Origin of the sequence: Glycomyces sp. NPDC049804 (genome assembly GCF_040674615.1) — a bacterium.
Classification (GTDB): domain Bacteria; phylum Actinomycetota; class Actinomycetes; order Mycobacteriales; family Micromonosporaceae; genus Glycomyces; species Glycomyces niveus.
Window position 1 is genome coordinate 405,229 of record NZ_JBFAMQ010000004.1, and the last position, 23,475, is coordinate 428,703.

A 23,475-nucleotide genomic window follows, 5' to 3' on the forward strand; every position below is an offset into this window, starting at 1 on the left:
GAGCACCCGCTCGCCTGTCTTCATGCGGCGAGCACCCGCTCGCCTGTCTTCATGCGGCGAGCACCCGCTCGCCTGTCCTCATGCCGCGAGCGCTTGCTCGTCGTATGCCTTCCGGGCCTCGATGATGTCGGGCTGGTGCCGCTCGGCCCAGGCGAGCAGGCCCGTCAAGTGCCCGTAGAGCTCGCGCGCGCTCGGCGTAGCCGAGTACTCCACCTTCGGCGGCACCGTCGGGTAGACCGTGCGCTCGAGGAGCCCGTCGCGCTCGAGGTTCCGCAGCGTCAAGGTCAGCATCCGCCGGGAGATGCCGGGCACCGAGCGCTCGAGCTCGGTGTAGCGCACCGGGTTGCGGATCGCCGCGACCAGGATCGACACCGACCACTTGCCCGCGACCCGGTCGATGATCTGCACGATCGGGCAGGCCTCGGCCTGCACGTCGGACTTCGGCAGCACGCAGTCGTCGCTCATCGGTCCTCCTCAGCGGCGCCGCGACGGCACCTATGTCGCACATCACAACCAGGGAAACGGCCGGTCGACCTGGACAGGAACATTCCTGTACCCCCTGGCACATGAAAGTGCCTTCTTACGGATCGCTCCATTGGAACACATGATTACCCCAGGAACAAAACGTTCCCCATGTGCTACCGAAACCGCCCCCCAGAAGGAGCTTCCGATGTCACCCATTGCAGCCCAGAGCCTTCGCACCCGCTGGCTCGCCGTGGTCGCCCTCGTGGCCGCCCAGTTCATGATCGTGCTCGACCAGAACATCGTCAGCATCGCCCTCCCGGCCATCCGCGACGACCTCGCGTTCAGCCAGGCGAACCTCGTGTGGACCGTCAACGCCTATGTGATCCCCTTCGGCGGCCTGCTGCTCCTCGCCGGCCGCCTCGGCGACCTCGTGAGCCGCAAGCAGGTGTTCCTCACCGGCCTGGCCCTGTTCACCCTCGCCTCCGTCGCGGCGGCGCTGGCCGACTCGCAGGGCTTCCTGCTCGGCGCCCGCTTCGTGCAGGGCATCGGCGGCGCCATCACCGCCGCCGGGCTGCTGGGCATGATCGTCACGATCTTTCCCGAACCGCAGCACCAGGTGAAGGCCATCGGCGTCTACGGTTTCGCCTCCGCCAGCGGCGGCGCCGCCGGCAGCGTCATCGGCGGCGTGCTCACCGAGACGCTCGGCTGGGAATCGGTGTTCTACGTGAACCTGCCCATCGGACTCATCGTCGCCGCCATGGCCTGGAAGCTCCTGCCCACCGACCGCGGCATCGGCATCAAGGCCGGAGCCGACATCATCGGCGCGGCCCTCGTCACCGCCGGCCTCATGCTCGGGGTCTACACCCTCATCGAGACCGAGCGCTACGGCCTCACCTCGGCCCGCACCCTCGGCTTCGGCGCCCTCGCGGTCGCACTCCTCGCCGGGTTCTTCGTCCGCCAGGCGAAGGCCGCCGCCCCGCTGGTCCCGCTCCGCATCCTGTTCTCCCGCAACGTCGCCGGCGCGAACCTCTCGCAGGCGCTCATGGTCGGCTCGGCCTTCGGGTTCATGTTCTTCACCGTCCTGTACCTGCAGCAGGTCCTCGAGTTCGCGCCGCTGGCCGCGGGCCTGGCGTTCCTGCCCGCCCCGATCGTGATCGCGGTCGTCTCGATGGCGCTGGCGCCGCGGCTGCTCACCCGCTTCGGCGCCCGTCCGCTGGTGCTGACCGGCCTGACGCTCATGGTCGCGGGCTTCGTCCTCTTCGCCCAGATGCGGGCCGACGGGAACTACCTGGTGGACGTGCTGCCGGGCATGGTGACCGCGCCGCTGGGCTTCGGCCTGGCGATGCCCGCCCTGATGACGCTCGGCATGGCCGACTCGAAGCCCGAGGACGCCGGTGTCACGTCGGGCCTGTTCAACACGGCGCAGCAGGTCGGCGGCGCAGTCGGCCTCGCGGTGATCAGCACCGCCGTCTCGGCCCGCACCGGGAACCTTCTCGAGGCCGGCACAGTGCAGCCCGAAGCGCTGACGGCCGGGTTCCGCCTCGGCTACTGGGTCGCGGCGGGCCTCGCGGCGGCGGCCCTGCTCATCGCGGTCACGGTCATCAAGGCCCGCAAGGGCGCCGAGGCCCAGGCCGAGCAGGCGCCCGTCGCCGTCGGCTAGGTCGGGAGCAACGCCCGGGGCCGCCGTCCATTGCGGACGGCGGCCCCGGGCGTTCGCGCTCATCCCGGGAACATGATGGCCCAGGCCGGGACGTACTCGGTGAGCCAGACGCCGTTCTCGGACTTGTAGAACGTGTGCCCCTCGCCGACCATGCGGTGGGCGTCGATCGCGAGGACGACGGGCTTGCCGCGGCGCGAGCCCACCTTGACGGCCGTCTCCCGGTCGGGGGAGAGGTGCACGTGGTGCCGGTCCATCGGCTTGAGGCCCTCGTCGCGGATCGTGGCGACGAAGCCGCCCGCGGTGCCGTGGTAGAGCACCGGCGGGGGCACGACCGGGGTGAGGTCGAGGTCCACGTCCACGGTGTGGCCCTGGTTGGCGCGGATCCTCCCCTCCCGCAAGGCGAACCGCTGCTTGTCGTTGCGGGCCACGACTTCTTCGAGCTCCTCGCGCGTGACCTGGAAGTTCCGGTCGGCGAGGGCCTTGAGCAGCACGTCGACCTCGACCCAGCCGTGCTCGTCGAGTTCGATGCCGATCCGGCCGGGGTCATGGCGCAGATGGCGGGAGAGGTACTTCGAGACCTTCACCATCCGTTTGTCGTCCACTTCGGTCTCCGTTCGTGCTGAGGGCAGGCCAGACTACCGCGTCGGCCTAGAACTGGGTCAACGCGAATGCGAGCGCCAGGGCCGGGAGCAGGCCCTGCTTGAGCGCGGCCGAGGCCATCGACCGGTCCTTGAGCACGAGCACGAGCGCGGCGCCGAGCATGGAGCCGCACGCGAACCAGATCAGGGTCATGCCGACCGTGTGCTCGGCGCGCACGACGGCGACGCCGACGAGGGCCCCGACGGCGAGGAACAGGTTGTACCAGCCCTGGTTGTAGGCCCAGGAGCGGACGGTCTCGACGTGTTCGGTGGGGGTGCGGAACACGCCGCGGTGCACGGTGGGGTCGGTGAAGCGCAGGGACTCCATGACCCAGATGTAGACGTGCACGAGCCCGGCGAGGGCGGCGAGGATCTGGACGGCGATGAGCATGGACCGATTGTCCCCGACGCGGCCCGGTCGCGTCTCGGAGTTCAGTTCTCGCCGAGGACGAGCAGGTCGGGCGGGACGAGGGTGCGGGTGCGCAGGAGCTCGCCGACGAGGTTGTGGTTGAGCATGTTGCCCACCGGCTCACCGACCTCTTCGCGGGTGAGGCCGGGGACACCGGCGGCGGAGAGGCGCTTGCGGACCCCGGCGACGAGGTGCTCGGCCTTCTTGGGCCGCCAGCCGCCGCCGGGACGCAGCTCGGCGAGTTCGGCCGCGACCTGCTTCCACGACACCGGCTGCGGGTAGGCGTCGTGGAGGAGGTACCGCTGGGCGAGGCACACGAGCGCGAGCCGCTCGTCGGCGTCGAGCTTCCAGGGCCGGTCCTTCAGTGTGGACGCCTCGGGCGCGGGCGTCGGCAGGCGCCCGTCGACGCCCGCCACGTACAGCTCCACGAGGTGCCGCCGCCGCGAGGTGCCGCTGATGAACACCGGCGTGTACCCGGTCTCGAGCGGGTAGGCGTCGTCCTCGGGGAAGAGCATGCGCGCACCCGGCAGCTGGAGCGGCAGGTGGCCGGTGTTGGCGAGCCACCAGTGGTCGCCGCGGCGGGCCAGGCGGCCGTGGCTGCGGCTGACCCGGCGGTCGTCCTCGCCCACGCACACGTGCACGTCGGGTCGGTTGCGCCCGAACAGGACGACACGCTCCTCCTTGGGCCGGAACCGGACCCCGCCGGAGACGGAGAGCGCGTAGATGGTGCCCGGTTCGGACTCGGGCACGCCGAACGCGAGGCTGGCATGGTTCGCCGGCAGCGGTTCGACCCCTTCGACCTGGGGGATGTCGGACATGGCGGGCTCCTTTCTCGGTCCAGCCTGGCACGTCCGCTCGGGACAGGTCCCGAGCCGCGTCGAACACCACGGACGAGGCACGGAACCCGAAGCGGCCCTTACTGGTCCGGCAGGGCCTCGGCGGCGGGCCCGGCCATGGCGACGGCCAGGTCGCACAGGTCCTCGACCTCGTCGTCCTCGTTGCCGATCACCCAGATCCGGACGTATTCGGCGGTGATCTCACGGTCGGGGCCGGCGCTGGTGAACTGGCGGTAGATGACGCTGACGAGACACGACTCGTCCTCGCCCCAGTGGTCCCCTTCGTTGTAGGCGACGCGGCCGTCGAGGGTGAGGCGTTCGCCGTCGTCGGCCTCCGGCGGGTCGTCGCGGTCGAACAGCACGCGCACGTCGGTGTCGCTGGTGGTGCTGACCCACCAGCAGGTCCAGCCGCCGAAGCCTTTGAGGGGGTCGTCGGCGGCGACCCCGGGGAAGCGCTCGAGCGCTTCGTCGTCGAGGAGGTCGCAGGCGTCGAGGTAGAACAGGGACTCGGGGTCCTCCTCATGTTCGCGCCGCGCGAGCGGGCCGCCCTCGGTGAGCTTGCGGGCCGCCGCGTTCACGGCCGTGTCGATGATGGGGCAGATGTCGGTGTCCTCACCGGGGTCCTGCTCGGCCAGCATCTCGGCGAAGTGCTCGCCGTCGGGGAAGACGAGCGTCCTCTTGCACGCGTCGTGGGCGCCCTCGTCGCTGATGACGCCGAACTCGCCGTGCATCGTGGTCTCGCCGTCCTGGTGGGCCTTGCCGTTGGTCGCGTAGATGTAGAGGTTGAGGTCGACGCCGCCGGTGTCGTTCTCGATGCGCAGGTCGCAGCTTTCGAACGAGCCGTCGTCGGCGTCGATCTCGGTGGGGCCGTAAACGCTCAGGGCCTCCTCGTCGAAGAGGGCGCACGGATCGGCGGTGGCCGGGTCGCCGATGAAGTCCCAGGGGTCGAGTTCGGCGGCTTCGCCTTGCGGCCCTTCGTCTTCGCCCTCGGGCAGGACGCTCCAGACGGCGGCGGCGAGCAGGACGAGCGCCGCGGCGGCGGCGCCGGACCAGATCCAGGGCCGGCGCAGGCGCGCCCGGCGTCCGGCCCCGGCGACGGCCTCGCCGCCGATGCGGCCGAGTTCGACGCGCGCTTCGGCGATCTTGGCGCGCCGCTTCGGGTCGGTCTCGAGGAGCCGGTCGAGCAGGGGCGCGAGCGCCCCGGCCCGCTTGGGTTCGACCCGGTCGCCCTGCGCGGTCCGCCACAGCAGCGAGTGGGCGTTGCCCTCGCCGAACGGCGAGGTGCCCTCGACGAGGTGGAAGATGGTGGCGCCCAGGGAGAACACGTCGGCGGCGGGGGTGAACTTGCCGCCGCGCACCACCTCGGGGGCGACGTACCCGGGGGTGCCGGTGACCGCGCCGGTCCCGGTCAGGGTCGGCTCGGCGTGGACCTGCCGGGCGATCCCGAAGTCGGCGAGCTTCGCGTGGCCCTGCCCGGTGACCATGACGTTCGCGGGCTTGATGTCGCGGTGGAGGATCCCCTTGGCGTGCACGGCCTCCAGGCCCCCGGCCAGCTGCGCGCCGTACCGGGCGGCCTCCTCGGCGGGGACGGTCCCGGCGTCCGCGAGGGTGCGGCCGTCGACGTACTCCATGACGATCCACCAGTCGCCGTCCTCCTCGACGGCGTCGTAGACCGTGACGACGTTGGGGTGGTTCACGCTCGCGAGGACCTCGGCCTCGCGCCGGACCTTCGCCGCGGCGGCCGCGTCGCCGCCGCTCAAGGCCCGTTTCAGCGCCACCGACCGCTCGCGCAGCCGCAGGTCGGCCGCACGCCACACCTGACCTTGACTGCCCGAGCCGAGCCGCTCTTCCAACCTGTACCGATCGCCGACCACCTGCCCAGCGCGCAACCGTCTCTCCTGCTCTTGAAAAGCCGAATCGCCCCCATGTGTCGCGCTCCACATTAACGCACCGAAGCGACGCGAACCCGCCCCGGAAGGGCCGCTCATGTTCGAACCGCCGGTGTGGTCGGAACCACCGATCCGCAATTTGCACTCAGTGCGTCGTTGCACTTAGTGTAATCACCATGCCAGGGACTCCCGCGGCCTTCGACCGCCGCGCCGCGCTGAAGGCCAAGAGCCGCAAGGCGATCCTCGACGCCGCCGATCGCCTCATGCGCGAGCGCCGCTCCACCGGCTTCTCCGTCGACGAGCTCGCCGCCGCCGCCGACGTCTCCCGCCGCACCGTCTTCAACCACTTCGACTCCCTCGAAGCGGTCGTCACCGCCGCCGCCGGGCGCATGCTCGTCGACATCGTCGACGCCATGGAGGCCGAAGCCGCGGCCCGCCCGGGCGAGAGCGCGACCGTCCTCGGCGACCTCGCCGCCGCCGGCTCCGCCGACCACCTCGTCCCCACCGTCGCCTACCTCATCGAGGTCCTCGGCGGCATGGAGCAGGCCCCCTCCGAGCGCGGCGCCGTCCTCATGCAGCGCGCCATCGCCCTCTTCACCGCCCAGATCTCCGCGGTCATCACCCGCCGCCATCCGCGCGTCCCCGAACGCCAGGCCGCGTTCCTCGTCGCGGCCTTCAGCGGCGGCCTCCTCGGCCTCGTCGAGCACTGGGCCGCCGCCACCGGCGGCACCGACACCCCCGCCTCCCGCCGCACCTGGAACGACCTCCTCGCCGAGCTCGTCGAGGTGCTCCGCGAACCCACCGACTAGGAAACCCGATCCGAAAGAAAGGCCGGCATGGCTGAATTCCTCTACCGCACGGGCCGCTGGTGCGCCCGCCGCGCGAAAACCGTCATCGCCGCCTGGGCGCTCCTGCTGGCCGCCGCCGCGGGCGCCTTCGTCCTCTTCGGCGGCACCCTCACCAGCGCGTTCTCCATCCCGGACACGCCCACCGAGGCCGTCACCGAGCAGCTCAAGGACGCCATCCCGGCCGCCGCGGGCGGCACCGGCAGCATCGTCCTCAGCACCGAGGACGGCGCGCCCTTCACCGCCGAGCAGCAGTCGCAGATCAGCGACCTCGTCGCCCAGGCCGCCGACGTCGACGGCGTCGCCGGCGCCACCGACCCGTTCGCGACCGAAGCCGAACGCGACGCGCAGACGCGGGCCGTCGCCGATGGCCGCAGCCAGATCGAAACGGCCCGAGGCGAACTCGAGGCCGCGCAGGTCGGGATCGACCTCGCCCGCCAGCAGGGCGCCGACCCCGCCGAGCTTGACGCCCAGCAGGCCCAGATCGACGCGGGCCTCGCCGAACTCGACGCCCAGTCCGCCGCGCTCGAGCAGGGTGCCACGCTCCTCGAACTCGCGCAAGGCATCCGCATGGTCGCCGAGGACGGCTCCGCCGCCGTCGTCACCGTCGCCTTCGACGAACCGCAGATGGAGGTCGCCCCCGAGACCAAGGCCGCCGTCACCGACCTGTTCGGCGGCGCGACCGACAACAGCGACCCCGTCGCCGGCGTGGAGATCGACTTCTCCTCCGACATGCTCGAGTCCGTGCCCAGCGTCTTCGGCGTCGGCGAGATCGTCGGCCTCGTCGTCGCCGCCGTCGCGCTCATCATCATGCTCGGCACCCTCATCGGCGCGAGCCTCCCGCTGCTCACCGCCCTCGTCGGCGTCGGCGTGGGCGCCATGACCACCATGTCCCTCTCCGGCGTCATCGACATGGCCTCGGTGACCCCGGTCCTGGGGCTCATGCTCGGCCTCGCGGTCGGCATCGACTACTCGCTGTTCATCGTCAACCGCCACCGCCGCCAGCTCAAGGAGGGCTACGACCTCGACGAGTCGATCGCCCTCGCCACCGGCACCTCCGGCAACGCGGTCGTCTTCGCCGGCGCCACCGTCCTCATCGCACTCGCGGCCCTCAACGTCACGGGCATCCCGTTCCTCGGCCTCATGGGCTCGGTCGGGGCGCTGTGCATCGCCGTCGCCGTCCTCGTCGCCGTCACTTTCATTCCGGCCCTGCTCTCCTTGGCGGGCATGAAGATCCTGCGCCGCAAGGAACGCGCCGCGATCGCCGCCGAGCACCCGGTCCCCGAGACCGCCGCGGAGCACGCCCCCGCCGTCAAGGCCATGCGCACCCCGAGCGCGCTCCTGCGGGTCGTCGTCGGCATCGGCGCGCTCCTCGTCGTCGCCATCCCGGCCCTCGACATGCGCCTCAACCTGCCCGACGGCTCCTCGGAAGCCCACGACACCACCCAGTACCAGGCCTACGCCACCGTCGCGGAACGCTTCGGGGAGGGGAGCAACGGGCCGCTGCTCGTCGTCGCCACCCTCCCCGGCAGCCCCGACGAGGCCCAGGCGCAGACCGCGCAGGTGCAGATCGCCCAGGCCCTCGCCGACCAGGACGGCGTCGTCGCCGTCGCGCCGATCGGCGCCTCCGACGACCGCACTGTGGCCGCCTTCCAGGTGCTCCCCGAAACCGGGCCCACCAGCGAGGCCACCGAGGCGCTCGTGCACACCCTGCGCGGCCTCGAGATCGCCGGCGTCGACTCGATCGGCGTGGCGGGCAACGCCAGCGGCAACATCGACATCTCCGACAAGCTCGCGGACGCCCTCCCGGTCTACCTCGGCGTCGTCGTCGGCCTCTCGCTGCTCATCCTGATCCTGGTGTTCCGCTCGATCTTCGTGCCGGTCGTCGCCACCCTCGGGTTCGTGCTCAGCTACTTCGCGGCACTCGGCGGCGTCGTCGCGATCTACCAGTGGGGCTGGCTCGCCGACGTCTTCGGCGTCGACAGCCCCGGCCCGATCCTGAACTTCCTGCCCACCCTGCTGGTGGGCATCCTGTTCGGACTCGCCATGGACTACATGCTGTTCCTCGGCTCGGGCATGCGCGAGGCCTACGCGCACGGCGTCCCCGCCCGCCTCGCCGTCGTGCACGGCCTGCGCGCCGGGCGCTCGGTGGTGACGGCCGCCGCGATCATCATGATCGCCGTGTTCGGCGGTTTCGTGTTCTCGCACTCGGCGATGATCCGGCCGATCGGGTTCGCGCTGGCGTTCGGCGTCCTGGTGGACGCGTTCCTGGTGCGGATGCTCATCATCCCGGCGCTGATGCACCTGTTCGGCGAGAAGGTGTGGTGGCTGCCGAAGTGGCTGGACCGCCTGCTGCCGGACGTCGACGTGGAGGGCGCGGCCCTGGAGCGCCGCCACCCGCACGTCGAGCCCAAGGAGGCCGTCGCGGCCCGCTAGTCGCGGAGGCGGCCGTCGCGGCGGGCGGCGGTCGCCTCTTTCCGACTGGGGGCGTGAAAAAACCGCCGACCGGTGATCCGGTCGGCGGTTCGAGATTCGGAACTAGATGTTCTGGACGTTCTCGTAGGCGCCGTCGCTGTCGTTGTCCTCGGCGTACGTGTCGAGCAGGCCGTCGCCGTCGGTGTCGGACTCGACGGTGTTGACGAAGCCGTCGCCGTCGGTGTCCGTGCCGTACGTGTCCATGTACGTGTCGCCGTCGGTGTCGACCAGGATCGACTCGGAGTACCCGTCGCCGTCCGCGTCGGTGGTGACCTGGTCGATCCAGCCGTCGTTGTTCGTGTCGGACTCGATGGTCTCCTCGTAGCCGTCCCCGTCGAGGTCGTAGGACACGGACTCGTTCACGCCGTCGCCGTCGATGTCGGTGTCCGCCACCGCCGAGTAGACGTCGTCCTCGGTGTACGAGTCGTCCGCGTACGTCGAAGCGTCGTCAGTGGAGTAGTCATCGGCGGCGTCGGTTCCGTAATCGTCGGTGGCGTAGTCGTCCTCGACCGATCCGTCGAATTCGCTCATCGCGCGCTCCCTGCCTAGGGTCTGAGAAGTGTTCGGTGCTTACGGGCAAAACCATAGATCCCGTCCGCAAGCCCCATCCTCCCCGAATCGTGCCTACCCGTCTCGGCGGCCCCCGCGCGGTGTCCGGCGCGCGACTGGCAGCCTGTCGCCGGGGTCGTTCCCGAGGCCTTGGGCCGCAGCCTAGACGCCCGCTCGACTGCCGCGCTTCGGCGCCGCCAGGTAGTCGCGGACCCTGGCGAGGTTCGCCTCGACCGGTTCGCCGGCGTCGACGGTGAGCCGCTCGACCGTCAGCGCAGGGAAGGTCTCCCGCATGTGCTCCACATGCGCCCAGTCGATCTCATGCCAGTTGGGGATGTTCCGCTTCCGCCCCTCGACCCGCCGCCGGTGCAGCCCGATGTCGCTGCACACGCATTCGATGACGCGCAGCTCGCCGCCGTGCTCGGCGGCGGCCCGGCCCCACCGCTCGGCGGTCTCGTCGTTGATGACGCTGTCGGTGATGGCCGACTGGCCGAGCATGAGCTGCCTGGCGGCCAGCGATTCGACGAGCCCGTCATAGAGCGCGAAGTAGGTCGCGTCCTCCATGCCGTCGAACACTCGGTACGGCTTGAGCGCCCCCATCAGCCAGTCGCCCGCGAACACCGGCGTCAGCGAGGCCCGCGCGAGCGCCTCCGCCAGCGTCGACTTCCCCGTCCCGGGCAGGCCCGCGAACGCGATGATCTGAGGACTCACGGCACTGTCGTCATGCACGGCAACCTCCGGTTTCGGTTCCCGGCATTATGCAATACCCGCGCATGGGAATGGGCAACCGCAGTGAACCGCTGCAAGGCGGCCCGATAACGCAGGAGGGCGGCACCGCGATGCGGTGTCGCCCCTGTCTTGGCCGCGGAGGCCGCAGCCCGTGCGGTCGGATCTAGCGGAGGGTCCAGCGCTGGTTGTTGGCGCCGGAGCAGGCCCAGAGGATGATCGGGGTGCCGTTGGCGGTGGCGGCGCCGCTGGCGTCGAGGCAGAGTCCGTTGTGGACGTTGGTGATGGTGCCGTTCGAGTTGACGTTCCACTTCTGGTTGTTGCCGCCGTGGCAGTCCCAGATCGCGGCCTTGGTGCCGTTGGCGGTGCCCCAGCCCGCGGCTTCGAGGCACTTGCCGTTGACCTTCAGCTCGTTCGCGGCGGTGCGGGTGAACGCCTGGTTGGTCTGCTGGTTGCAGTCCCACAGCTGCGCCTGGGTCCCGTTCGCGGTGGACGAGTTCGGGATGTCGAGGCAGCGGTTGGAAGCCGCGCCGACGATCGCGGTGGAGCCGGACGGCTGGCCTGAGCCGAGCCCGGTCATGATGGCGTCAATGATGCCCTGCTGGGTCACGGTGTTGTTGGAGCGGTTGAACAGCCCGAACCCGTACTGGCCGTTCCAGCCGTTGTCCCAGTAGACCGGGACCGCGCCGTACTTCTTGGCCGTGGCGGTCATGATGCGCGCGAAGTCCTGGCGCGACTGGTTGTTCACCGAGTCGTGCGAGGACTTGTCGATCGCGCCGTACTCGCCGACGACGACCGGGTAGCCCTTCGAGACGAACGCGTCGTAAGTCTTCTTGAGCTGCGCGTCCATGTGGTCTTCCTGGCCCCAGGTGGAGGTCTTGGACGGGTTGGTGGCGTTCGGGCCCCACTGGGTGATGGTGCCGTTCTCCGTGCCGGCGAAGTCCCACGGGTCGTAGTAGTGGACCGAGATCATGATCCGCCGCTCATTGCTGGGGATCGTGGGGGAGCGGTGGTTGTCGCTGGGGATGACGAACCCGTAGTTCCCGGTGGTGTAGTCGATGTTGGTGTTCCAGCCGGGCACGAGGAGCCAGCGCGAGGCGTTGTTGCCGCCGGTCTGGCGCACGGTGTCGACGAAGATCTGGTTGTAGGCGTTGATGTTCGAGTAGCACGGCTGGGTGGGGGCGCCGTACTGGCCGTCGAACTCCTCGTTCATGGACTCGAGGATGAGGTGCTGGTCGTAGTCGCGGAACCGGTTCGCGATCTGCTGCCAGACCTTCTGGTACTTGGCCTTGATCGTGTTCTGGTCGGCGGCGTCGCAGATGAGCCAGGAGCCGCTCGCGGTCTTGAAGCCGTCGCCGTGCATGTTGATCGCGACGTACAGGCCCCGGTCGTAGGCGTAGTCGACGACCTGCTGGATTCGGTTGAGCCAGGCGGCGTTGATCGTGTAGTCGGGTCCGGGCCCGATGTGGTTCAGGTAGGAGACCGGGATCCGGATAGTGTCGAATCCGGCGGCCTGCACCCTGTCGATCAGGGCCTGGGTCACGGTCGGGTTGTTCCACGCGGTCTCACTGGGGACGCCGTTGTTGTGGGCCTCCAGGCTGTTCCCGAGGTTCCAGCCCGCGCCCATGTCGGCGACGATCTGCGACGCGTTGAGCTGCGTCATGGTGTCTGCGGACGCCGGCGGCGACCAGCCGGTCACCGACACCCCCATCGCCACTGCCGAGAACAGGGCCGCGAACGCGGCTCTGTACCTTCCCTTTGTTGCACCCACGAGGACTGCCCCTTTCGAATTGGCGTGCCGCTGCCTGACGTTCGAAGACCAGTCCGCAGGTCCCGCGGGCGGCTTCCGCGAGAGGTTAGTTGCATCGAGCGTTGAAACTATCTTCTATCTAAATATTGCGAATTGTCAATGCCGCTCGGTCCTCCCGACCCTCCTCGGCGACCCGCACCGCCGCGGGAGGTACGGCCCGCGCCGGGCTTACCTCCGGGGGAGTAGCCCGATTGACTCCTCCCGGCCGACGCCGCGGCGCCGAGCACCCCGCCACACTCGGCCGCATGCAGAGACGAAGCACGCACGACAGCCCGCCCGCCGTTCCCGGTCGTGCCCGGCGCGAGGGGCACCCCCGGTGAAACTCTTCTTCCTGGGATGGACGCGGTTCGTCGTCGTCCTCCTCGTGCTCCAAGTCGGCCTCGCCGGCTGGGGCGCGGTCTCGACCGGCGACGAGCGCATCATGCGCTTCATCGCCCACGCCGGCAACGGCGGCATGCTCATCCTCTGGCTCATGCTGTCGATCGTCATCGCCCTCATCGCCCGCCCCGGCTGGAAGGCCGTCGCCCTGACCGCCCTGTCCGCCTTCATGGTCCTGATGCAGGGCGCCTTCGCATACGGCTTCGGCACCAGCGGCCCCGCCGGCGGCCTCGGGATCGCCCTCCACGCCCTCAACGGGCTCGGCGTCCTCGCCCTCCAAGTGATCGTCGCCCGTCTCGCGAAACGCGCGGTCGACGCCAAACGCGCCCTGCGCGCGGCCCGGCGGAGCGAGGTGCCCGCATGAACCGCGTCTTCACCGCGATCCTGCCGATCTGGCTGCTGCTCCTCCTGGCCCTGCTCGTGCTCCAGTTCGCGCTGGCGGGCTTCGGCGTCGGCTACGGCGGCGGCATCGGCGACGGGTTCGAGCCGCACTTCGTCAACGGCGACGTCCTGCTCTACCTCTACCTCGCCGCGATCCCCCTCGCGCTCGCCGCCCGGATCGGCCCCCGCCTGCCGTGGCTCTCCGCGCTCGGCGCGTTCCTCGTGCTCCTGCAGCACGGCATGGCGCTCGTGAGCGTGCCGGGGACCCTCTTCGGCCAGTCCCTGTTCCTCTTCCACGCCCTGAACGGCCTGGCCCTGATCTTCCTGACCGCCCGCTCCCACTCGCTGGCCCGCAAGGCGATGCGCGCGCCCGCAGACTAGAGGTCTTCGGGCCGGATGCGGAGCTTCTCGGCGATCCGGGCCAGCGCCTGCCGGTCGGTGCTCGTGAGCCGGTCCATGACGAACCTGCGGACCGCGTCGACGTGGTCGGGGGCCGCTGCGACGACGAGCTCGTAGCCCGCCTCGGTGAGCGCGGCGATGGTGAAGCGGCCGTCCGTGGGGTCCGGGAAGCGCCGGACCCAGCCGCGCTGCTCGAGGCGCTTGACGACGTTGGACAGCCGCGAGAGCGAGCCGCTCGCGAGGAACGCGAGCTCGCTCATGCGCAGCTGCCGGTCGGCGGCCTCGGAGATCTGGCTGAGGACCATGTACTCGAACAGCGAGAGGCCGTGGCCCTGCTGCAGTGGGGCCTCGAGGCGGCCGGGCAGGAGCAGGACCATCGAGATCAGCCCGGTCCAGGCCGCCTTCTCGTCGGCGTTCAGCCAGCGCACCTGCTGCTCGCCGTCGTCGGCGGTGGTCTCAGCGGTCATGGGGGGATGATAACCGGATCACTTCACTTCATGCTTGAAGTCAATTCTGCTACGGTTGACTTCAAGCATGAAGTCAACCTGAGGGGAACCGCCATGGGCGCTCCGGCCTTCTACACCACTCCCGGCTACGGCGACAAGCTCGAAGCCATGCTCCACTACAAGCAGGCGCTCCGCGTCGGCGACGTCGTCCACATCTCCGGCCAGGGCGGCTGGGACGACGACATCACCTTCCCCGCCGACCTCGAAACCGAGATCGTCCGGGCCTTCGACAACGTCGAACGCGCCCTCAACCTCGCCGGCGCCACCTGGCGCGACGTCGTCGCCGTGGACTCGTTCCACATCCCCACCGCCCCCGACACCATCGGCGACGACCACACCCGCGTCATGGTCGAGCAGTTCCGAAAGCGCATGGGCGACAACGCCCCCGTCTGGACCCAGCTGGGCGTGGCCGCCCTCGGCGCCCCCGGCATGCGCGTCGAAATCCGAGTGACCGCGATCATCCGAAACTGACCGAAGCGGCCCGCCTCTGTTGAGGCGGGCCGCTTTTCGAGCACCGACGCCGAATCTCAAGCCGTTCGGAGTCCTCGCAGCAGCGAGTCGAGCGCCGAGGCCGCCTGCTCGAGCGCAGCCACATCACCCGAGCGCGCAATCCACAGTGCGCTCTCGTTCATGGCCCCCGACAGGAGGCGTGTCAACGGCTCGACCGGCTGCGCGGCGATCACGCCGGCCGACATCAGGGCCGCAAGGGCATCGGCGAGATGCCGCGCCGACGACGCCTCATCCATGGCCCGCCATTCGTCCCAGCCCAAGACCGCCGGGGCGTCCTCCAGAAGGATCTGCCGCACCTCCGGATCGGTCCCCGACGCCAGAAACGCCCGGCAGCCGGCCCGCAGCTGCTCCCAAGGCCCCCGCTGCGCATCAGCCTCGGCGGCGACGCGCGCGCCGAGCTCCTCCTGCACCTCGGCCACTACCGCCCTGAAGAGGCCGAGCTTGCTCCCGAAGTGGTGGTACGCCGCGCCTTTCGTCGCGCCGATCGCCTGCGCGACCTCAGCGAGGACCACGTCCTGGTACCCGTCCACTGCGAAGCGCCGCCTTCCCTCGGCGAGCAGCGCCAGCCGCGTCGCCTCCCGCTGCGCGGCTCTCGTCACGACGACCTCCATTCACATACCCCGGGTATGCTAACATCAATTTCACATACCCGAGGTATGCGAACTTATGAAACTGGAGGCCTTCCATGACCGCCACCCTCAGCGGCTTCTATCCGGTGATCGCCACCCGCGACGTCGCCGCCGCGCACGACTTCTACGCCCGCCACTTCGGCTTCAAGGCGACCTTCACCGCCGACTGGTACGTGAGCCTCCACCGGCCCGACGCTCCCCAATACGAGCTCGCGCTCCTCGACGCCGACCACCCGACCATCCCCGAGGGCCACCGCACGCCGCTGCGCGGCGGCCTCATCCTCAACTTCGAAGTCGACGACGTCGACGCCGAACACCACCGCCTCATCAAAGAATCGGGCCTGGCCGAACTGCTCCCACTCCGCACCGAGGACTTCGGACAGCGCCACTTCATCATCGAAGCCCCCGACGGCGTCATGATCGACGTCATCACGACCATCCCGGCAACCGCCGAATACGCCGAGCAATACACCCCGGGCCACACACCAGGGGAGTGAGCCGCCACTGCGGAGCCGACCGGCACAGCCTGATCGAGCCGGTCCGCGGCGAGAGGCCCGCGACGATCGGGGAACCGATCGGGGTGCGACGTTCGTCTGAACCGTATGCGCATGAAGATCCTCGGTGCCCTGCTCGTGCTCGCCTTCGTCCCCTCCTCCGCCGCCTGCGGCGGCACCACGCCTTCACTGACCACTCCGGAACCGCCGACCGACGCCGGCTCCGTCGGGCCCGCCGAAGCGGAGGAGTCCGAGCAGTGGTGGGGCACGCTCATCGTCTCGGTGACCGATGCGAACGGCACCCCGCGGGCGAACGTCCCGCTTGGACTCACCGGCCTCGGCAACGGGAACACCGCCCCCGACTGGGAGTCCGCCCCCGTGACCGGCCCTGACGGCACCGTCGAGCTGACGAACCTGCTCGGCCCCTTCGAGGTCGCCACCATCCTCGAAGGCGCCCAGAACGACTCCGCCGAAGTCGAGATCACGGCGGGCAGCACCGCCGGCGTCGACCTCGTCATCCCGGACTGAACGGCTTCCGCGCTCGGTGATTCAGGACCGTTTCGGGGCCACTCGGACGTGGGCGCGCTCGCCCTGTTTGCCGACCAGGCTGAGGAATTCGACGGGTCCGGCGCTCGTCGCCCCGAACCAGTGGGGCGTCCGGGTGTCGAACTCCGCGGCCTCGCCGGGCTTGAGGCGGAGGTCGTGTTCCCCGAGGACGAGGCGCAAAGTGCCGTTGAGGACGTAGGCCCAGTCGAAGCCCTCGTGGCTGCGGAGTTCCGGGGCGCGGTCGTCGGAGCCGGCCGGGAGGATGAACTTGTAGGCCTGGATGCCGCCGGGCCGGCGGGTCAGCGGCAGCACGGTCGAGCCGTCCTTGGTGTGGACGGGCCGCAGGTTGACCCGCGGGTCACCGGTGGGCGGCGCGTCGACGAGTTCGTCGAGTGTGACGCCGTGCGCGCGGGCCAGCGGCAGCAGCTGCTCGAGCGTGGGCCGCCGCAGCCCCGCTTCGAGACGCGAGAGCGTGCTCGCCGATATGCCGGTCTCGGCGGCGAGATCGGTGAGCGTGACCTCGCGGGCCTGCCGGAGGCGCTTCAGGCGGGGCCCGACCGCGTCGAGCGTGCGTTCAAGTCCGTCGTTCATGCGTCCATGATCCCCAAGAATTTGCCGATCGGCAAGATTACTTGCCCATCCGTCAAAGCGCGCCCACCATTGCCCTTGCCACCGAACACGCTGGAAAGGCAGGCCACCGCGATGACGCACGACGCACCGCACCACGAATTCGACCGGCACTACTGGGAACGACATTGGGGCGGCACCCTCCCCATGACCGAGGACCCGAACCCGCACCTGGTAGCCGAGACCGCCGACACGGCGCCGGGCCGCGCCCTGGACGCGGGCTGCGGGACCGGGACGGAGGCGATCTGGCTCGCCGCCCGGGGATGGCGGGTGACGGCCGTCGACATCACCGCCGCGCCCCTCGAACAGGCCGCGGAGCGAGCCGCCCGAGCCGGCCTCGGCGACCGTATCGACTGGGTCGCCGCCGACCTCGTCGACTGGGAACCGGTCCGCCTGTTCGACCTGGTCACGACCCACTACGCCCACCCGGCCATGGCGCAACTCGACTTCTACGCCCGCATCGCGGCCTGGGTCGCGCCCGGAGGGACGCTGCTCATCGTCGGCCACGCCGCCGCGGACGGCCGCGGACACCACCCCGCCGAGGCCACGGCGACCGCGCCCGGCATCACCGCCCGACTCGACACCCGGGCCTGGACGATCGTCACCGCCGAGGAACGGCAGCGCACCGTCACCGACCACCACGGCCGGAGCCTCCCGCTGCGCGACGTCGTCGTCCGCGCCGTGCGCAAGTGACCGACCCCGGCCACCGAAGAGCGCACGTCCGTGCCCGCACACCCGTGCCCGAACCGCACCACCCGGCCGCAACCTGAAAGGAAACCGCCCGTGGACCTCTCCACCGCAGTCCCACCAGCCGAATCCACCATCGACGACCCGCGGCGCCGCCGCGCCATCCTCATCACCGTGTGCATCGCGCTCATGGCCGTGATCGCCTCGGTCACGGGGTTGAACGTCGCCCAGCCGGACCTCGCCGTCCAGTTCGGCGCCTCCCAGTCCACCGTCCTGTGGATCATCAACGCCTACACGATCGCGCTGGCCGCCCTGCTCCTGCCGCTCGGCGCGCTCGGCGACCGCCTCGGGCGCCGCCCGGTCCTGCTCGCGGGCCTGCTCGTCTTCGGCGCGGCCAACGCGGCCGCCGGGTTCGCGACCTCTTCGGAGGCGATGATCGCCGCCCGCATCGCCGGCGGCGTCGGCGCGGCGATGATCATGCCGGTCACCCTCGCCGTCATCACTTCGACGTTCCCGCAGCAGGAACGCTCTCGCGCGATCGGCGTCTGGACGGCCGTCGCCGGAGGCGGCGGCATCCTCGGCATGTACCTTTCGGCGCTGCTCGTCGACGTGGCGGACTGGCGGTGGCTGTTCGCACTCCCGGTCGCGCTCGTCGCGCTCGCGCTCGGCGCGGCACTGCGATTCGTGCCGAATTCGCGGGAGCGCTCGCCGCACCGGTTCGACGTCGTCGGTTCGCTCGCGTCGGTGGTCGCCGCGGTCGGGCTCATCCTCATGCTGCATGAAGGGCCGGCGAACGGCTGGACCGCGACGCCGACGCTGCTGAGCCTCGCGGTGGGCGTCGCGGGCGCGATCGCGTTCGTCCTCTGGGAGCGACGGCACCGCGCGCCGCTGCTGGACGTGCGGCGGTTCCGCGACCGCGGCCTCGCGAGCGGTTCGGTCACGCTCTTGGCGGTGTTCGGGGTGCAGGCCGGGATCTTCGTGGTCATGTTCCCGTTCTTCCAGTCGGTGCTCGGCTGGTCCGGGCTTCGCTCCACCTTGGCGCTCTTGCCGATGATGGTGCTGATGATGGCGGCCTCGGCACTCGCGCCGCGCGCGGCCGCCCGTGCCGGCGCGCGCTCGACGATGGCCGCCGGCGTCGCGCTCTGCGCCGGGGGCCTGGCGACCATGGCGGTGTTCGTATCGGTCGACGGCGGCTACTTGTCGGTGCTGCCGGGCATGCTGGTGATGGGACTCGGCATGGGGCTCGCGATGACACCGTCCACTGAGGCCATCACGCTCGCCTTGCCGGCGGAGCGGCAGGGCGTCGCCTCCGCTTTGAACGACGTGACACGGGAGTTCGGCACCGCGCTCGGCATCGCGCTCCTCGGCGCGGTCCTGTCCGCCGGGTACCGGAACGCGATCGACGACCGCCTCGGGGAGCTCGACGGTCCCGTCGGCGACGCGGCCCGCGCGGGCATCGCCACCGCCCTCGCCACTGAAGGCCCCCAAGCCGAAGCGCTGGTCCGGGCGGCCCAGGAGTCCTTCGTGGCCGGATGGCGGCACGCCATGTGGGCGGGCGTCGCCATCATGGCCGTCCTGCTGGTCCACGTGCTCGCCAGGGGCCCGAAACCGCGGGCCTGACCCGAGGCGGCGCGGCGGCCGCGTCCTTGACGTCATACGTCTCATGTCAGTACGCTGTGGAGGCCTGTCTGTGAGCCGATGTCGCCTTCGGCCGCTTCGGTGGCCGAAGGCGAGGTCGTGTCCAAGATATCGATATACAGGCATTTCTCGATATCTTGGGCCGCGTTCGAACCGATACCGCGAGGAGGCATCGACCCGATGCGACGATTGATCCGTGCGGCCGTCGCGGCCCTGGTGGCGCTGCCGTTGGCCCTCAGCGCCGTGGTCCTGGCGGCCAGCCCCGCCTCAGCGGCCTCGCTGACCCGCGTCACCGACTTCGGCAGCAACCCGACCGGTCTCGGCATGTACCTCTACGTCCCCGACAACGTGGCGCCCGAACCGGCACTGCTCGTCCTCGTCCACTACTGCGGCGGCTCGGCCGGCGCCGTCTTCGGCGGCAACGGGCGCGACTACGTCACCGCCGCCGACCGGTACGGATACGTCATCGTCCTCCCCGAAGCCACCCGCGAGGGCCGCTGCTTCGACGTCTCGACCCGGGCCGGCCTCACCCGCGACGGCGGCAGCGACTCCACCGGCATCAAAGCGATGGTCGACTGGACCCGCCAGCGGTACAACGTGGACCCCGACCGCATCGTCGTCAGCGGCTTCTCCTCGGGCGCCATGATGACCAACGTCCTGGCCGCCCAGTACCCCGACGTCTTCTCCGCCGCCTCCGCCTTCTCCGGGGTGCCCGCCGGGTGCTTCGCCACCAGCGACGGGTCGCTGTGGAACGGGACCTGCTCCAGCGGCAACAGCATCAAGACGGCCCAGCAGTGGGGCGACATCGCCCGCGCCATGCACCCCGGCTACGCCGGCCCCTACCCGCGGATGCAGCTGTGGCACGGCACCGAGGACACCGTGCTGGCCTACCCCAACTACGGCGAGTCGATCAAGCAGTGGACCAACCTGCACCGCCTCAGCCAGACCCCGGCCACCACCGACCGCCCGCAGACGAACTGGACCCGGACCCGGTACGGCGCCACCGGAACCCACGCCACCATCGAAGGCATCAGCATCGCGGGCACCGGCCACACCCTGCCCCAACCGGGCATGCTCGCCTACGCCATCGCCTTCCTCGGACTCGACGGCGGCAGCGGCGGCGGTTCGACCGCGGGCGCGCTGCGGTCGGCGGCTTCGAACCGGTGCCTGGACGTGCCGAACCAGTCGACGACGAACGGCACGCAGGTGCAGATCTACGACTGCTGGAACGGCGCGAACCAGCAGTGGACGTACACCGCCGCAGGCGAACTCACGGTGTACGCCGATGGGAACCGGCGGTGCCTGGACGCCTCGGGCGGCGGGACGGCGAACGGGACGGCGGCGATCATCTGGACCTGCCACGGCGGTGCGAACCAGAAGTGGAACCGCAACGCGGACGGCACGATCACCAGTTCGTCGGGGCTGTGCCTCGATGTGGCGGGCGCGGCGACCGCGAACGGCACCAAGGTGCAGCTGTGGAGCTGCACGGGCGGCTCCAACCAGCGGTGGACGCTGTCGTGACCGGACCGCGCGCCCAAGTAGGGGAGTGGCTGCGCGAGCGGATCGCGGTCGCCGTCTCCGAATTCACCGCGGCCACCGCCCTCGTCGCGCTGTTCGCGGTCCTCTGCTTCGCCAGCCCGCACTTCCTCACAGCGGACAACCTGTTCAACATCGGCTCCCAGACCGCCGTCATCGCCATCATCGCCGTGGCGCAGACGATCGTCATCATCACCAAAGGCATCGACCTGTCCGTCGGATCGGTCGCCGCGCTCGCGGGCGTCATGGGCGCCATCGTCGTCCGCGACCTGGGCTTCTCGGTCTGGACAGCGGCCCTGGTCGCGATCGCCGTCGGCACGCTCGCGGGACTCGCCAACGGCGTCCTGATCACCTTCGCGCAGCTCCCGCCGTTCATCGCCACACTCGGCATGATGTCCGTCGGCCGCGGCCTCGTCTTCATCGTCACCGGCGCGGTCGGCGTCTACAGCCTCCCCGAATCCTTCCAGCTCATCGGCAACGGCGTGATCGCCGGCATCCCCTTCGCCGTCGTCGTGACGGCCGTCGTGGCCCTCGCCGCCGGATACCTGCTCTCCGAATCCCGCTTCGGCCAGCACGTGTACGCCATGGGCTCCAACCTGGAAGCGGCCCGACGCGCCGGCGTCCCCGTGCGCCGCAACCTCATCGCCGTCTACGCGCTGGCCGGATCGCTCGTCGGCCTCGGCGGCATGATCGCCGCCTCCCGGGTCAGCTCCGGCCAGCCCAACTACGGCATCGGCCTCGAACTCGACGTGATCGCCGCCGCCGTCATCGGCGGCGCCAGCCTCTTCGGCGGCCAAGGGCGGATCGCCGGGACGATCATCGGCGCGTTCCTGATCGCCCTGGTGCGCAACGGATCAGTGCTGCTCGGCATCAACATCCACTACCAGCAGGTCATCGTCGGCCTCATCATCTGGGCCGCCGTCTACTTCGACCAGTACCGCCGCCGACGCCTCGAGACCCGCGTCTGAGCGGCCACCACCCGGAAGGAAGCGACCATGGCAAGGAACACCAAGACCCGCTTCGGTTTGGCCGTGCTCGCCGCGGCGGCGGCACTGGCCGCGAGCGCCTGCGTCGACGTCCGCGACGGCGGCGGCGACGACGGCGCGACCACCGACGGTCCACTGGAGATCGCCGTCGTGCCCAAGGCCGTCGGCCACGAGTTCTGGAACACCGTCCGCGCCGGAGCCGAGTGCGCCGCCGAGACCGCCGGAGACGTCACCGTCGAATGGGACGGCGTGGACGCCGAGACCGACGTCGAAGGCCAGGTCAACCTCATCCAGAACTTCGTCACCACGGACGCCGACGGCATCGTCTACGCCGCCACCGACTCCGCCGCGCTGGCCCCCGCCACCCAGAGCGCGCTCGACGCCGGCGTCCCGGTGGCGATGATCGACTCCGGGACCGACCCGCAGCCCGACGAAGTCCCCCTGTACGCCACGGACAACCGCGCCGGCGCGACCGAGGCCGCGAACCTGCTCGCCGAAGCGCTCGGCGAAGGCAGCCACGACGTGGCGCTCATCGAGTTCCAGCCCGGCTCGCAGACCAACACCGAACGGGTCGAAGGCTTCACCGCAGGCCTCGCCGCCCACGAGGGACTCGACCTGGTCGGCCAGCAGCCCAGCCACAGCGACGTCAACGAGGCCCGCCGCGTCACCGAGGACCTGCTCACCGCCAACCCCGACCTGGCCGGCATCTTCGCGGCCAACGAACCGAGCGTCCTCGGCGCCGTCCAGGCCGTGGAGGCCGCGGGCCGCACCGGCGAGGTCGTCATCATCGGCTGGGACGCCGCCCCGGATGAGATCACGGCGCTGCGCGAGGGCCGGATCGCCGCGCTGGTGGTGCAGAACCCGTTCAACATGGGCTACCTCGGGGTGGCGAACATGGTCGAGCACCTGCGCGAGGGCACGCCGATGGCGTCGGCCGACACCGGCGTGACCTTCGTGACGCCGGAGAACATCGACACCGCCGAGGTCCAGGCGGTCCTGGAGCCCAGCTGCGACAACCCGCCGGTCGACCAGTGAGCGCGGACGCTCCGGTCCTGGAGGCCCGCGGGATCGTCAAGCGCTTCGGGCATGTTGAGGCCCTCCGCGGCGCGAACCTCACGGTCGGGCGCGGCGAGGTGGTCGCGCTCATCGGCGACAACGGCGCCGGGAAGAGCACCCTGATCAAGGTGCTCTCCGGCGTGCACCAGCCGGACGCGGGCGAGATCCTGATCAGCGGCCGGTCCGTGCAGTTCGCCTCCCCTGTGGACGCGCGGCGCGAGGGCGTGGAGACGGTCTACCAGGACCTGGCCGTCGCCGACGACCTCAGCGTCGCCGCCAACCTGTACCTGGGGAGGGAGATCATGCGCCGCGGCCCGCTGGGGCGGCTCGGCCTGCTCGACAAGCGGGCGATGCGTCGCGCTGCGGCCGAAGCGCTCGAGCAGCTCGGCGTCGCGATCCCCCGGGTCACCACCCCGACCGGGCTGCTCTCGGGCGGCCAGCGCCAGAGCGTCGCGGTCGCGAGAGCGGTCGTGTGGGCCACCGACGTGGTCATCCTGGACGAGCCGACGGCGGCGCTCGGCGTGGTCCAGACCCGGCGGGTGCTCGAACTCGTCGCGCGGGTCCGGGACGCCGGGATGTCGGTGGTCCTCGTCAGCCACAACATGCCGCAGGTCCTCGAAGTCGCCGACCGCGTCGAGGTCATGCGGCTGGGCCGACGCACGGCCCGGTTCGCGGCAGGGGAGGCGTCCACTGACGACCTCGTGGCGGCCATGACCGGCGCGCTCTCGACCGAACCCGACGACGACGCGGATCCGCCCGCCTGACGTGCAGGGCCGCACCGGTCCTCGACCGGTGCGGCC

Annotated in this window: 25 protein-coding genes; 14 read left to right on the forward strand and 11 right to left on the reverse strand. The window is 70.6% G+C overall.

All coding sequences use genetic code 11. From position 1 onward, the window contains the following. Nucleotides 1–78: 78 nt before the first annotated feature. Nucleotides 79–465, reverse strand: a complete 387-nt coding sequence (locus AB0K52_RS08815; RefSeq protein WP_363528237.1) for a helix-turn-helix domain-containing protein — start codon at nucleotides 463–465, stop codon at nucleotides 79–81. 205 nt (nucleotides 466–670) lie between these two features. On the opposite strand from AB0K52_RS08815, the gene AB0K52_RS08820 reads away from it, so the two are divergent. Continuing rightward, nucleotides 671–2,125 (forward strand): MFS transporter, encoded by a 1,455-nt coding sequence (locus AB0K52_RS08820; protein WP_363528240.1) that lies wholly within the window; start codon nucleotides 671–673, stop codon nucleotides 2,123–2,125. Between the two features lie 59 nt (nucleotides 2,126–2,184). Here AB0K52_RS08820 and AB0K52_RS08825 read toward each other — a convergent pair whose 3' ends face one another. The 4 genes from AB0K52_RS08825 to AB0K52_RS08840 all read right to left on the reverse strand — a co-directional run bounded on the left by AB0K52_RS08825 (nucleotide 2,185) and on the right by AB0K52_RS08840 (nucleotide 5,897). Further along, nucleotides 2,185–2,727, reverse strand: coding sequence for an RNA 2'-phosphotransferase (locus tag AB0K52_RS08825; RefSeq protein ID WP_363528243.1), 543 nt, complete (start codon nucleotides 2,725–2,727; stop codon nucleotides 2,185–2,187). A gap of 46 nt (nucleotides 2,728–2,773) precedes the next feature. Next, nucleotides 2,774–3,154, reverse strand: a complete 381-nt coding sequence (locus AB0K52_RS08830) for a DUF1304 domain-containing protein (protein ID WP_363528246.1) — start codon at nucleotides 3,152–3,154, stop codon at nucleotides 2,774–2,776. A 41-nt stretch (nucleotides 3,155–3,195) separates the two neighbouring features. Next, complete coding sequence (locus AB0K52_RS08835; RefSeq protein ID WP_363528249.1) at nucleotides 3,196–3,990, reverse strand: FHA domain-containing protein; 795 nt, start codon at nucleotides 3,988–3,990, stop codon at nucleotides 3,196–3,198. A gap of 98 nt (nucleotides 3,991–4,088) precedes the next feature. Further along, nucleotides 4,089–5,897 (reverse strand): serine/threonine-protein kinase, encoded by a 1,809-nt coding sequence (locus AB0K52_RS08840; RefSeq protein WP_363528252.1) that lies wholly within the window; start codon nucleotides 5,895–5,897, stop codon nucleotides 4,089–4,091. A gap of 176 nt (nucleotides 5,898–6,073) precedes the next feature. Here AB0K52_RS08840 and AB0K52_RS08845 point away from each other — a divergent pair, with 176 nt between their 5' ends. After that, complete coding sequence (locus AB0K52_RS08845) at nucleotides 6,074–6,706, forward strand: TetR/AcrR family transcriptional regulator (RefSeq protein ID WP_363528255.1); 633 nt, start codon at nucleotides 6,074–6,076, stop codon at nucleotides 6,704–6,706. Nucleotides 6,707–6,733: 27 nt separating this feature from the next. Further along, nucleotides 6,734–9,178: an MMPL family transporter gene (locus tag AB0K52_RS08850; RefSeq protein ID WP_363528258.1), complete on the forward strand. Its 2,445-nt coding sequence runs from the start codon at nucleotides 6,734–6,736 to the stop codon at nucleotides 9,176–9,178. Nucleotides 9,179–9,280: 102 nt separating this feature from the next. Here the strand turns inward: AB0K52_RS08850 and AB0K52_RS08855 are convergent, their stop codons facing one another. The 3 genes from AB0K52_RS08855 to AB0K52_RS08865 form a co-directional block, all read right to left on the reverse strand. Next, nucleotides 9,281–9,748, reverse strand: a complete 468-nt coding sequence (locus AB0K52_RS08855) for a hypothetical protein (RefSeq protein ID WP_363528261.1) — start codon at nucleotides 9,746–9,748, stop codon at nucleotides 9,281–9,283. Between the two features lie 180 nt (nucleotides 9,749–9,928). Further along, nucleotides 9,929–10,495: an AAA family ATPase gene (locus AB0K52_RS08860; RefSeq protein ID WP_363528264.1), complete on the reverse strand. Its 567-nt coding sequence runs from the start codon at nucleotides 10,493–10,495 to the stop codon at nucleotides 9,929–9,931. A gap of 163 nt (nucleotides 10,496–10,658) precedes the next feature. Next, entirely contained in the window at nucleotides 10,659–12,155 is a 1,497-nt protein-coding gene (locus tag AB0K52_RS08865; protein WP_363528267.1) for a cellulase family glycosylhydrolase, read from the reverse strand. Between the two features lie 463 nt (nucleotides 12,156–12,618). On the opposite strand from AB0K52_RS08865, the gene AB0K52_RS08870 reads away from it, so the two are divergent. Then, complete coding sequence (locus AB0K52_RS08870) at nucleotides 12,619–13,044, forward strand: hypothetical protein (protein WP_363528270.1); 426 nt, start codon at nucleotides 12,619–12,621, stop codon at nucleotides 13,042–13,044. After that, entirely contained in the window at nucleotides 13,041–13,442 is a 402-nt protein-coding gene (locus AB0K52_RS08875) for a hypothetical protein (protein ID WP_363528273.1), read from the forward strand. The genes AB0K52_RS08870 and AB0K52_RS08875 overlap by 4 nt, the downstream gene beginning before the upstream one ends. Here the strand turns inward: AB0K52_RS08875 and AB0K52_RS08880 are convergent. Further along, nucleotides 13,439–13,927, reverse strand: a complete 489-nt coding sequence (locus AB0K52_RS08880) for a MarR family transcriptional regulator (protein ID WP_363528276.1) — start codon at nucleotides 13,925–13,927, stop codon at nucleotides 13,439–13,441. The genes AB0K52_RS08875 and AB0K52_RS08880 overlap by 4 nt on opposite strands. A gap of 93 nt (nucleotides 13,928–14,020) precedes the next feature. Between AB0K52_RS08880 and AB0K52_RS08885 the strand changes: the two genes are divergently transcribed. After that, nucleotides 14,021–14,437 (forward strand): Rid family hydrolase, encoded by a 417-nt coding sequence (locus tag AB0K52_RS08885; protein WP_363528279.1) that lies wholly within the window; start codon nucleotides 14,021–14,023, stop codon nucleotides 14,435–14,437. Nucleotides 14,438–14,493: 56 nt separating this feature from the next. Here AB0K52_RS08885 and AB0K52_RS08890 read toward each other — a convergent pair whose 3' ends face one another. Further along, on the reverse strand, nucleotides 14,494–15,087 hold the full coding sequence (locus tag AB0K52_RS08890) for a TetR/AcrR family transcriptional regulator (RefSeq protein ID WP_363528282.1): 594 nt from the start codon (nucleotides 15,085–15,087) through the stop codon (nucleotides 14,494–14,496). Between the two features lie 74 nt (nucleotides 15,088–15,161). On the opposite strand from AB0K52_RS08890, the gene AB0K52_RS08895 reads away from it, so the two are divergent. Next, nucleotides 15,162–15,602, forward strand: coding sequence for a VOC family protein (locus AB0K52_RS08895; RefSeq protein WP_363528285.1), 441 nt, complete (start codon nucleotides 15,162–15,164; stop codon nucleotides 15,600–15,602). A 111-nt stretch (nucleotides 15,603–15,713) separates the two neighbouring features. Continuing rightward, the gene (locus tag AB0K52_RS08900; RefSeq protein WP_363528288.1) at nucleotides 15,714–16,127 is read left to right on the forward strand and encodes a hypothetical protein; all 414 of its coding nucleotides are present in this window, start codon (nucleotides 15,714–15,716) and stop codon (nucleotides 16,125–16,127) included. 21 nt (nucleotides 16,128–16,148) lie between these two features. Here the strand turns inward: AB0K52_RS08900 and AB0K52_RS08905 are convergent, their stop codons facing one another. After that, nucleotides 16,149–16,736: an XRE family transcriptional regulator gene (locus AB0K52_RS08905; RefSeq protein ID WP_363528291.1), complete on the reverse strand. Its 588-nt coding sequence runs from the start codon at nucleotides 16,734–16,736 to the stop codon at nucleotides 16,149–16,151. Nucleotides 16,737–16,919: 183 nt separating this feature from the next. Between AB0K52_RS08905 and AB0K52_RS08910 the strand changes: the two genes are divergently transcribed. The 6 genes from AB0K52_RS08910 to AB0K52_RS08935 all read left to right on the forward strand — a co-directional run bounded on the left by AB0K52_RS08910 (nucleotide 16,920) and on the right by AB0K52_RS08935 (nucleotide 23,439). Continuing rightward, nucleotides 16,920–17,465, forward strand: a complete 546-nt coding sequence (locus AB0K52_RS08910; protein ID WP_363528414.1) for a class I SAM-dependent methyltransferase — start codon at nucleotides 16,920–16,922, stop codon at nucleotides 17,463–17,465. Nucleotides 17,466–17,648: 183 nt separating this feature from the next. Further along, on the forward strand, nucleotides 17,649–19,079 hold the full coding sequence (locus tag AB0K52_RS08915) for an MFS transporter (RefSeq protein ID WP_363528417.1): 1,431 nt from the start codon (nucleotides 17,649–17,651) through the stop codon (nucleotides 19,077–19,079). Nucleotides 19,080–19,277: 198 nt separating this feature from the next. Then, on the forward strand, nucleotides 19,278–20,618 hold the full coding sequence (locus AB0K52_RS08920) for a PHB depolymerase family esterase (RefSeq protein ID WP_363528294.1): 1,341 nt from the start codon (nucleotides 19,278–19,280) through the stop codon (nucleotides 20,616–20,618). After that, the gene (locus tag AB0K52_RS08925; protein ID WP_363528297.1) at nucleotides 20,615–21,601 is read left to right on the forward strand and encodes an ABC transporter permease; all 987 of its coding nucleotides are present in this window, start codon (nucleotides 20,615–20,617) and stop codon (nucleotides 21,599–21,601) included. The genes AB0K52_RS08920 and AB0K52_RS08925 overlap by 4 nt, the downstream gene beginning before the upstream one ends. Before the next feature lie 27 nt (nucleotides 21,602–21,628). Beyond that, nucleotides 21,629–22,654: an ABC transporter substrate-binding protein gene (locus tag AB0K52_RS08930; RefSeq protein WP_363528300.1), complete on the forward strand. Its 1,026-nt coding sequence runs from the start codon at nucleotides 21,629–21,631 to the stop codon at nucleotides 22,652–22,654. Further along, nucleotides 22,651–23,439: an ATP-binding cassette domain-containing protein gene (locus tag AB0K52_RS08935; RefSeq protein ID WP_363528303.1), complete on the forward strand. Its 789-nt coding sequence runs from the start codon at nucleotides 22,651–22,653 to the stop codon at nucleotides 23,437–23,439. Before AB0K52_RS08930 ends, AB0K52_RS08935 begins: the two co-directional genes overlap by 4 nt. The last annotated feature ends 36 nt before the right edge of the window (nucleotides 23,440–23,475 follow it).

Coding starts and splice junctions, on each gene's coding strand:
- AB0K52_RS08920 (WP_363528294.1), top strand. CDS start 19,278: ATGCGACGATTGATCCGTGCGGCCGTCGCGGCCCTGGTGGCGCTGCCG.
- AB0K52_RS08850 (WP_363528258.1), top strand. CDS start 6,734: ATGGCTGAATTCCTCTACCGCACGGGCCGCTGGTGCGCCCGCCGCGCG.
- AB0K52_RS08845 (WP_363528255.1), top strand. CDS start 6,074: ATGCCAGGGACTCCCGCGGCCTTCGACCGCCGCGCCGCGCTGAAGGCC.
- AB0K52_RS08865 (WP_363528267.1), bottom strand. CDS start 12,155: ATGACGCAGCTCAACGCGTCGCAGATCGTCGCCGACATGGGCGCGGGC.
- AB0K52_RS08905 (WP_363528291.1), bottom strand. CDS start 16,736: ATGAACGACGGACTTGAACGCACGCTCGACGCGGTCGGGCCCCGCCTG.
- AB0K52_RS08820 (WP_363528240.1), top strand. CDS start 671: ATGTCACCCATTGCAGCCCAGAGCCTTCGCACCCGCTGGCTCGCCGTG.
- AB0K52_RS08835 (WP_363528249.1), bottom strand. CDS start 3,990: ATGTCCGACATCCCCCAGGTCGAAGGGGTCGAACCGCTGCCGGCGAAC.
- AB0K52_RS08815 (WP_363528237.1), bottom strand. CDS start 465: ATGAGCGACGACTGCGTGCTGCCGAAGTCCGACGTGCAGGCCGAGGCC.
- AB0K52_RS08890 (WP_363528282.1), bottom strand. CDS start 15,087: ATGGAGGTCGTCGTGACGAGAGCCGCGCAGCGGGAGGCGACGCGGCTG.
- AB0K52_RS08880 (WP_363528276.1), bottom strand. CDS start 13,927: ATGACCGCTGAGACCACCGCCGACGACGGCGAGCAGCAGGTGCGCTGG.
- AB0K52_RS08900 (WP_363528288.1), top strand. CDS start 15,714: ATGAAGATCCTCGGTGCCCTGCTCGTGCTCGCCTTCGTCCCCTCCTCC.
- AB0K52_RS08895 (WP_363528285.1), top strand. CDS start 15,162: ATGACCGCCACCCTCAGCGGCTTCTATCCGGTGATCGCCACCCGCGAC.
- AB0K52_RS08910 (WP_363528414.1), top strand. CDS start 16,920: ATGACCGAGGACCCGAACCCGCACCTGGTAGCCGAGACCGCCGACACG.
- AB0K52_RS08830 (WP_363528246.1), bottom strand. CDS start 3,154: ATGCTCATCGCCGTCCAGATCCTCGCCGCCCTCGCCGGGCTCGTGCAC.
- AB0K52_RS08885 (WP_363528279.1), top strand. CDS start 14,021: ATGGGCGCTCCGGCCTTCTACACCACTCCCGGCTACGGCGACAAGCTC.
- AB0K52_RS08915 (WP_363528417.1), top strand. CDS start 17,649: ATGGCCGTGATCGCCTCGGTCACGGGGTTGAACGTCGCCCAGCCGGAC.
- AB0K52_RS08875 (WP_363528273.1), top strand. CDS start 13,041: ATGAACCGCGTCTTCACCGCGATCCTGCCGATCTGGCTGCTGCTCCTC.
- AB0K52_RS08930 (WP_363528300.1), top strand. CDS start 21,629: ATGGCAAGGAACACCAAGACCCGCTTCGGTTTGGCCGTGCTCGCCGCG.
- AB0K52_RS08855 (WP_363528261.1), bottom strand. CDS start 9,748: ATGAGCGAATTCGACGGATCGGTCGAGGACGACTACGCCACCGACGAT.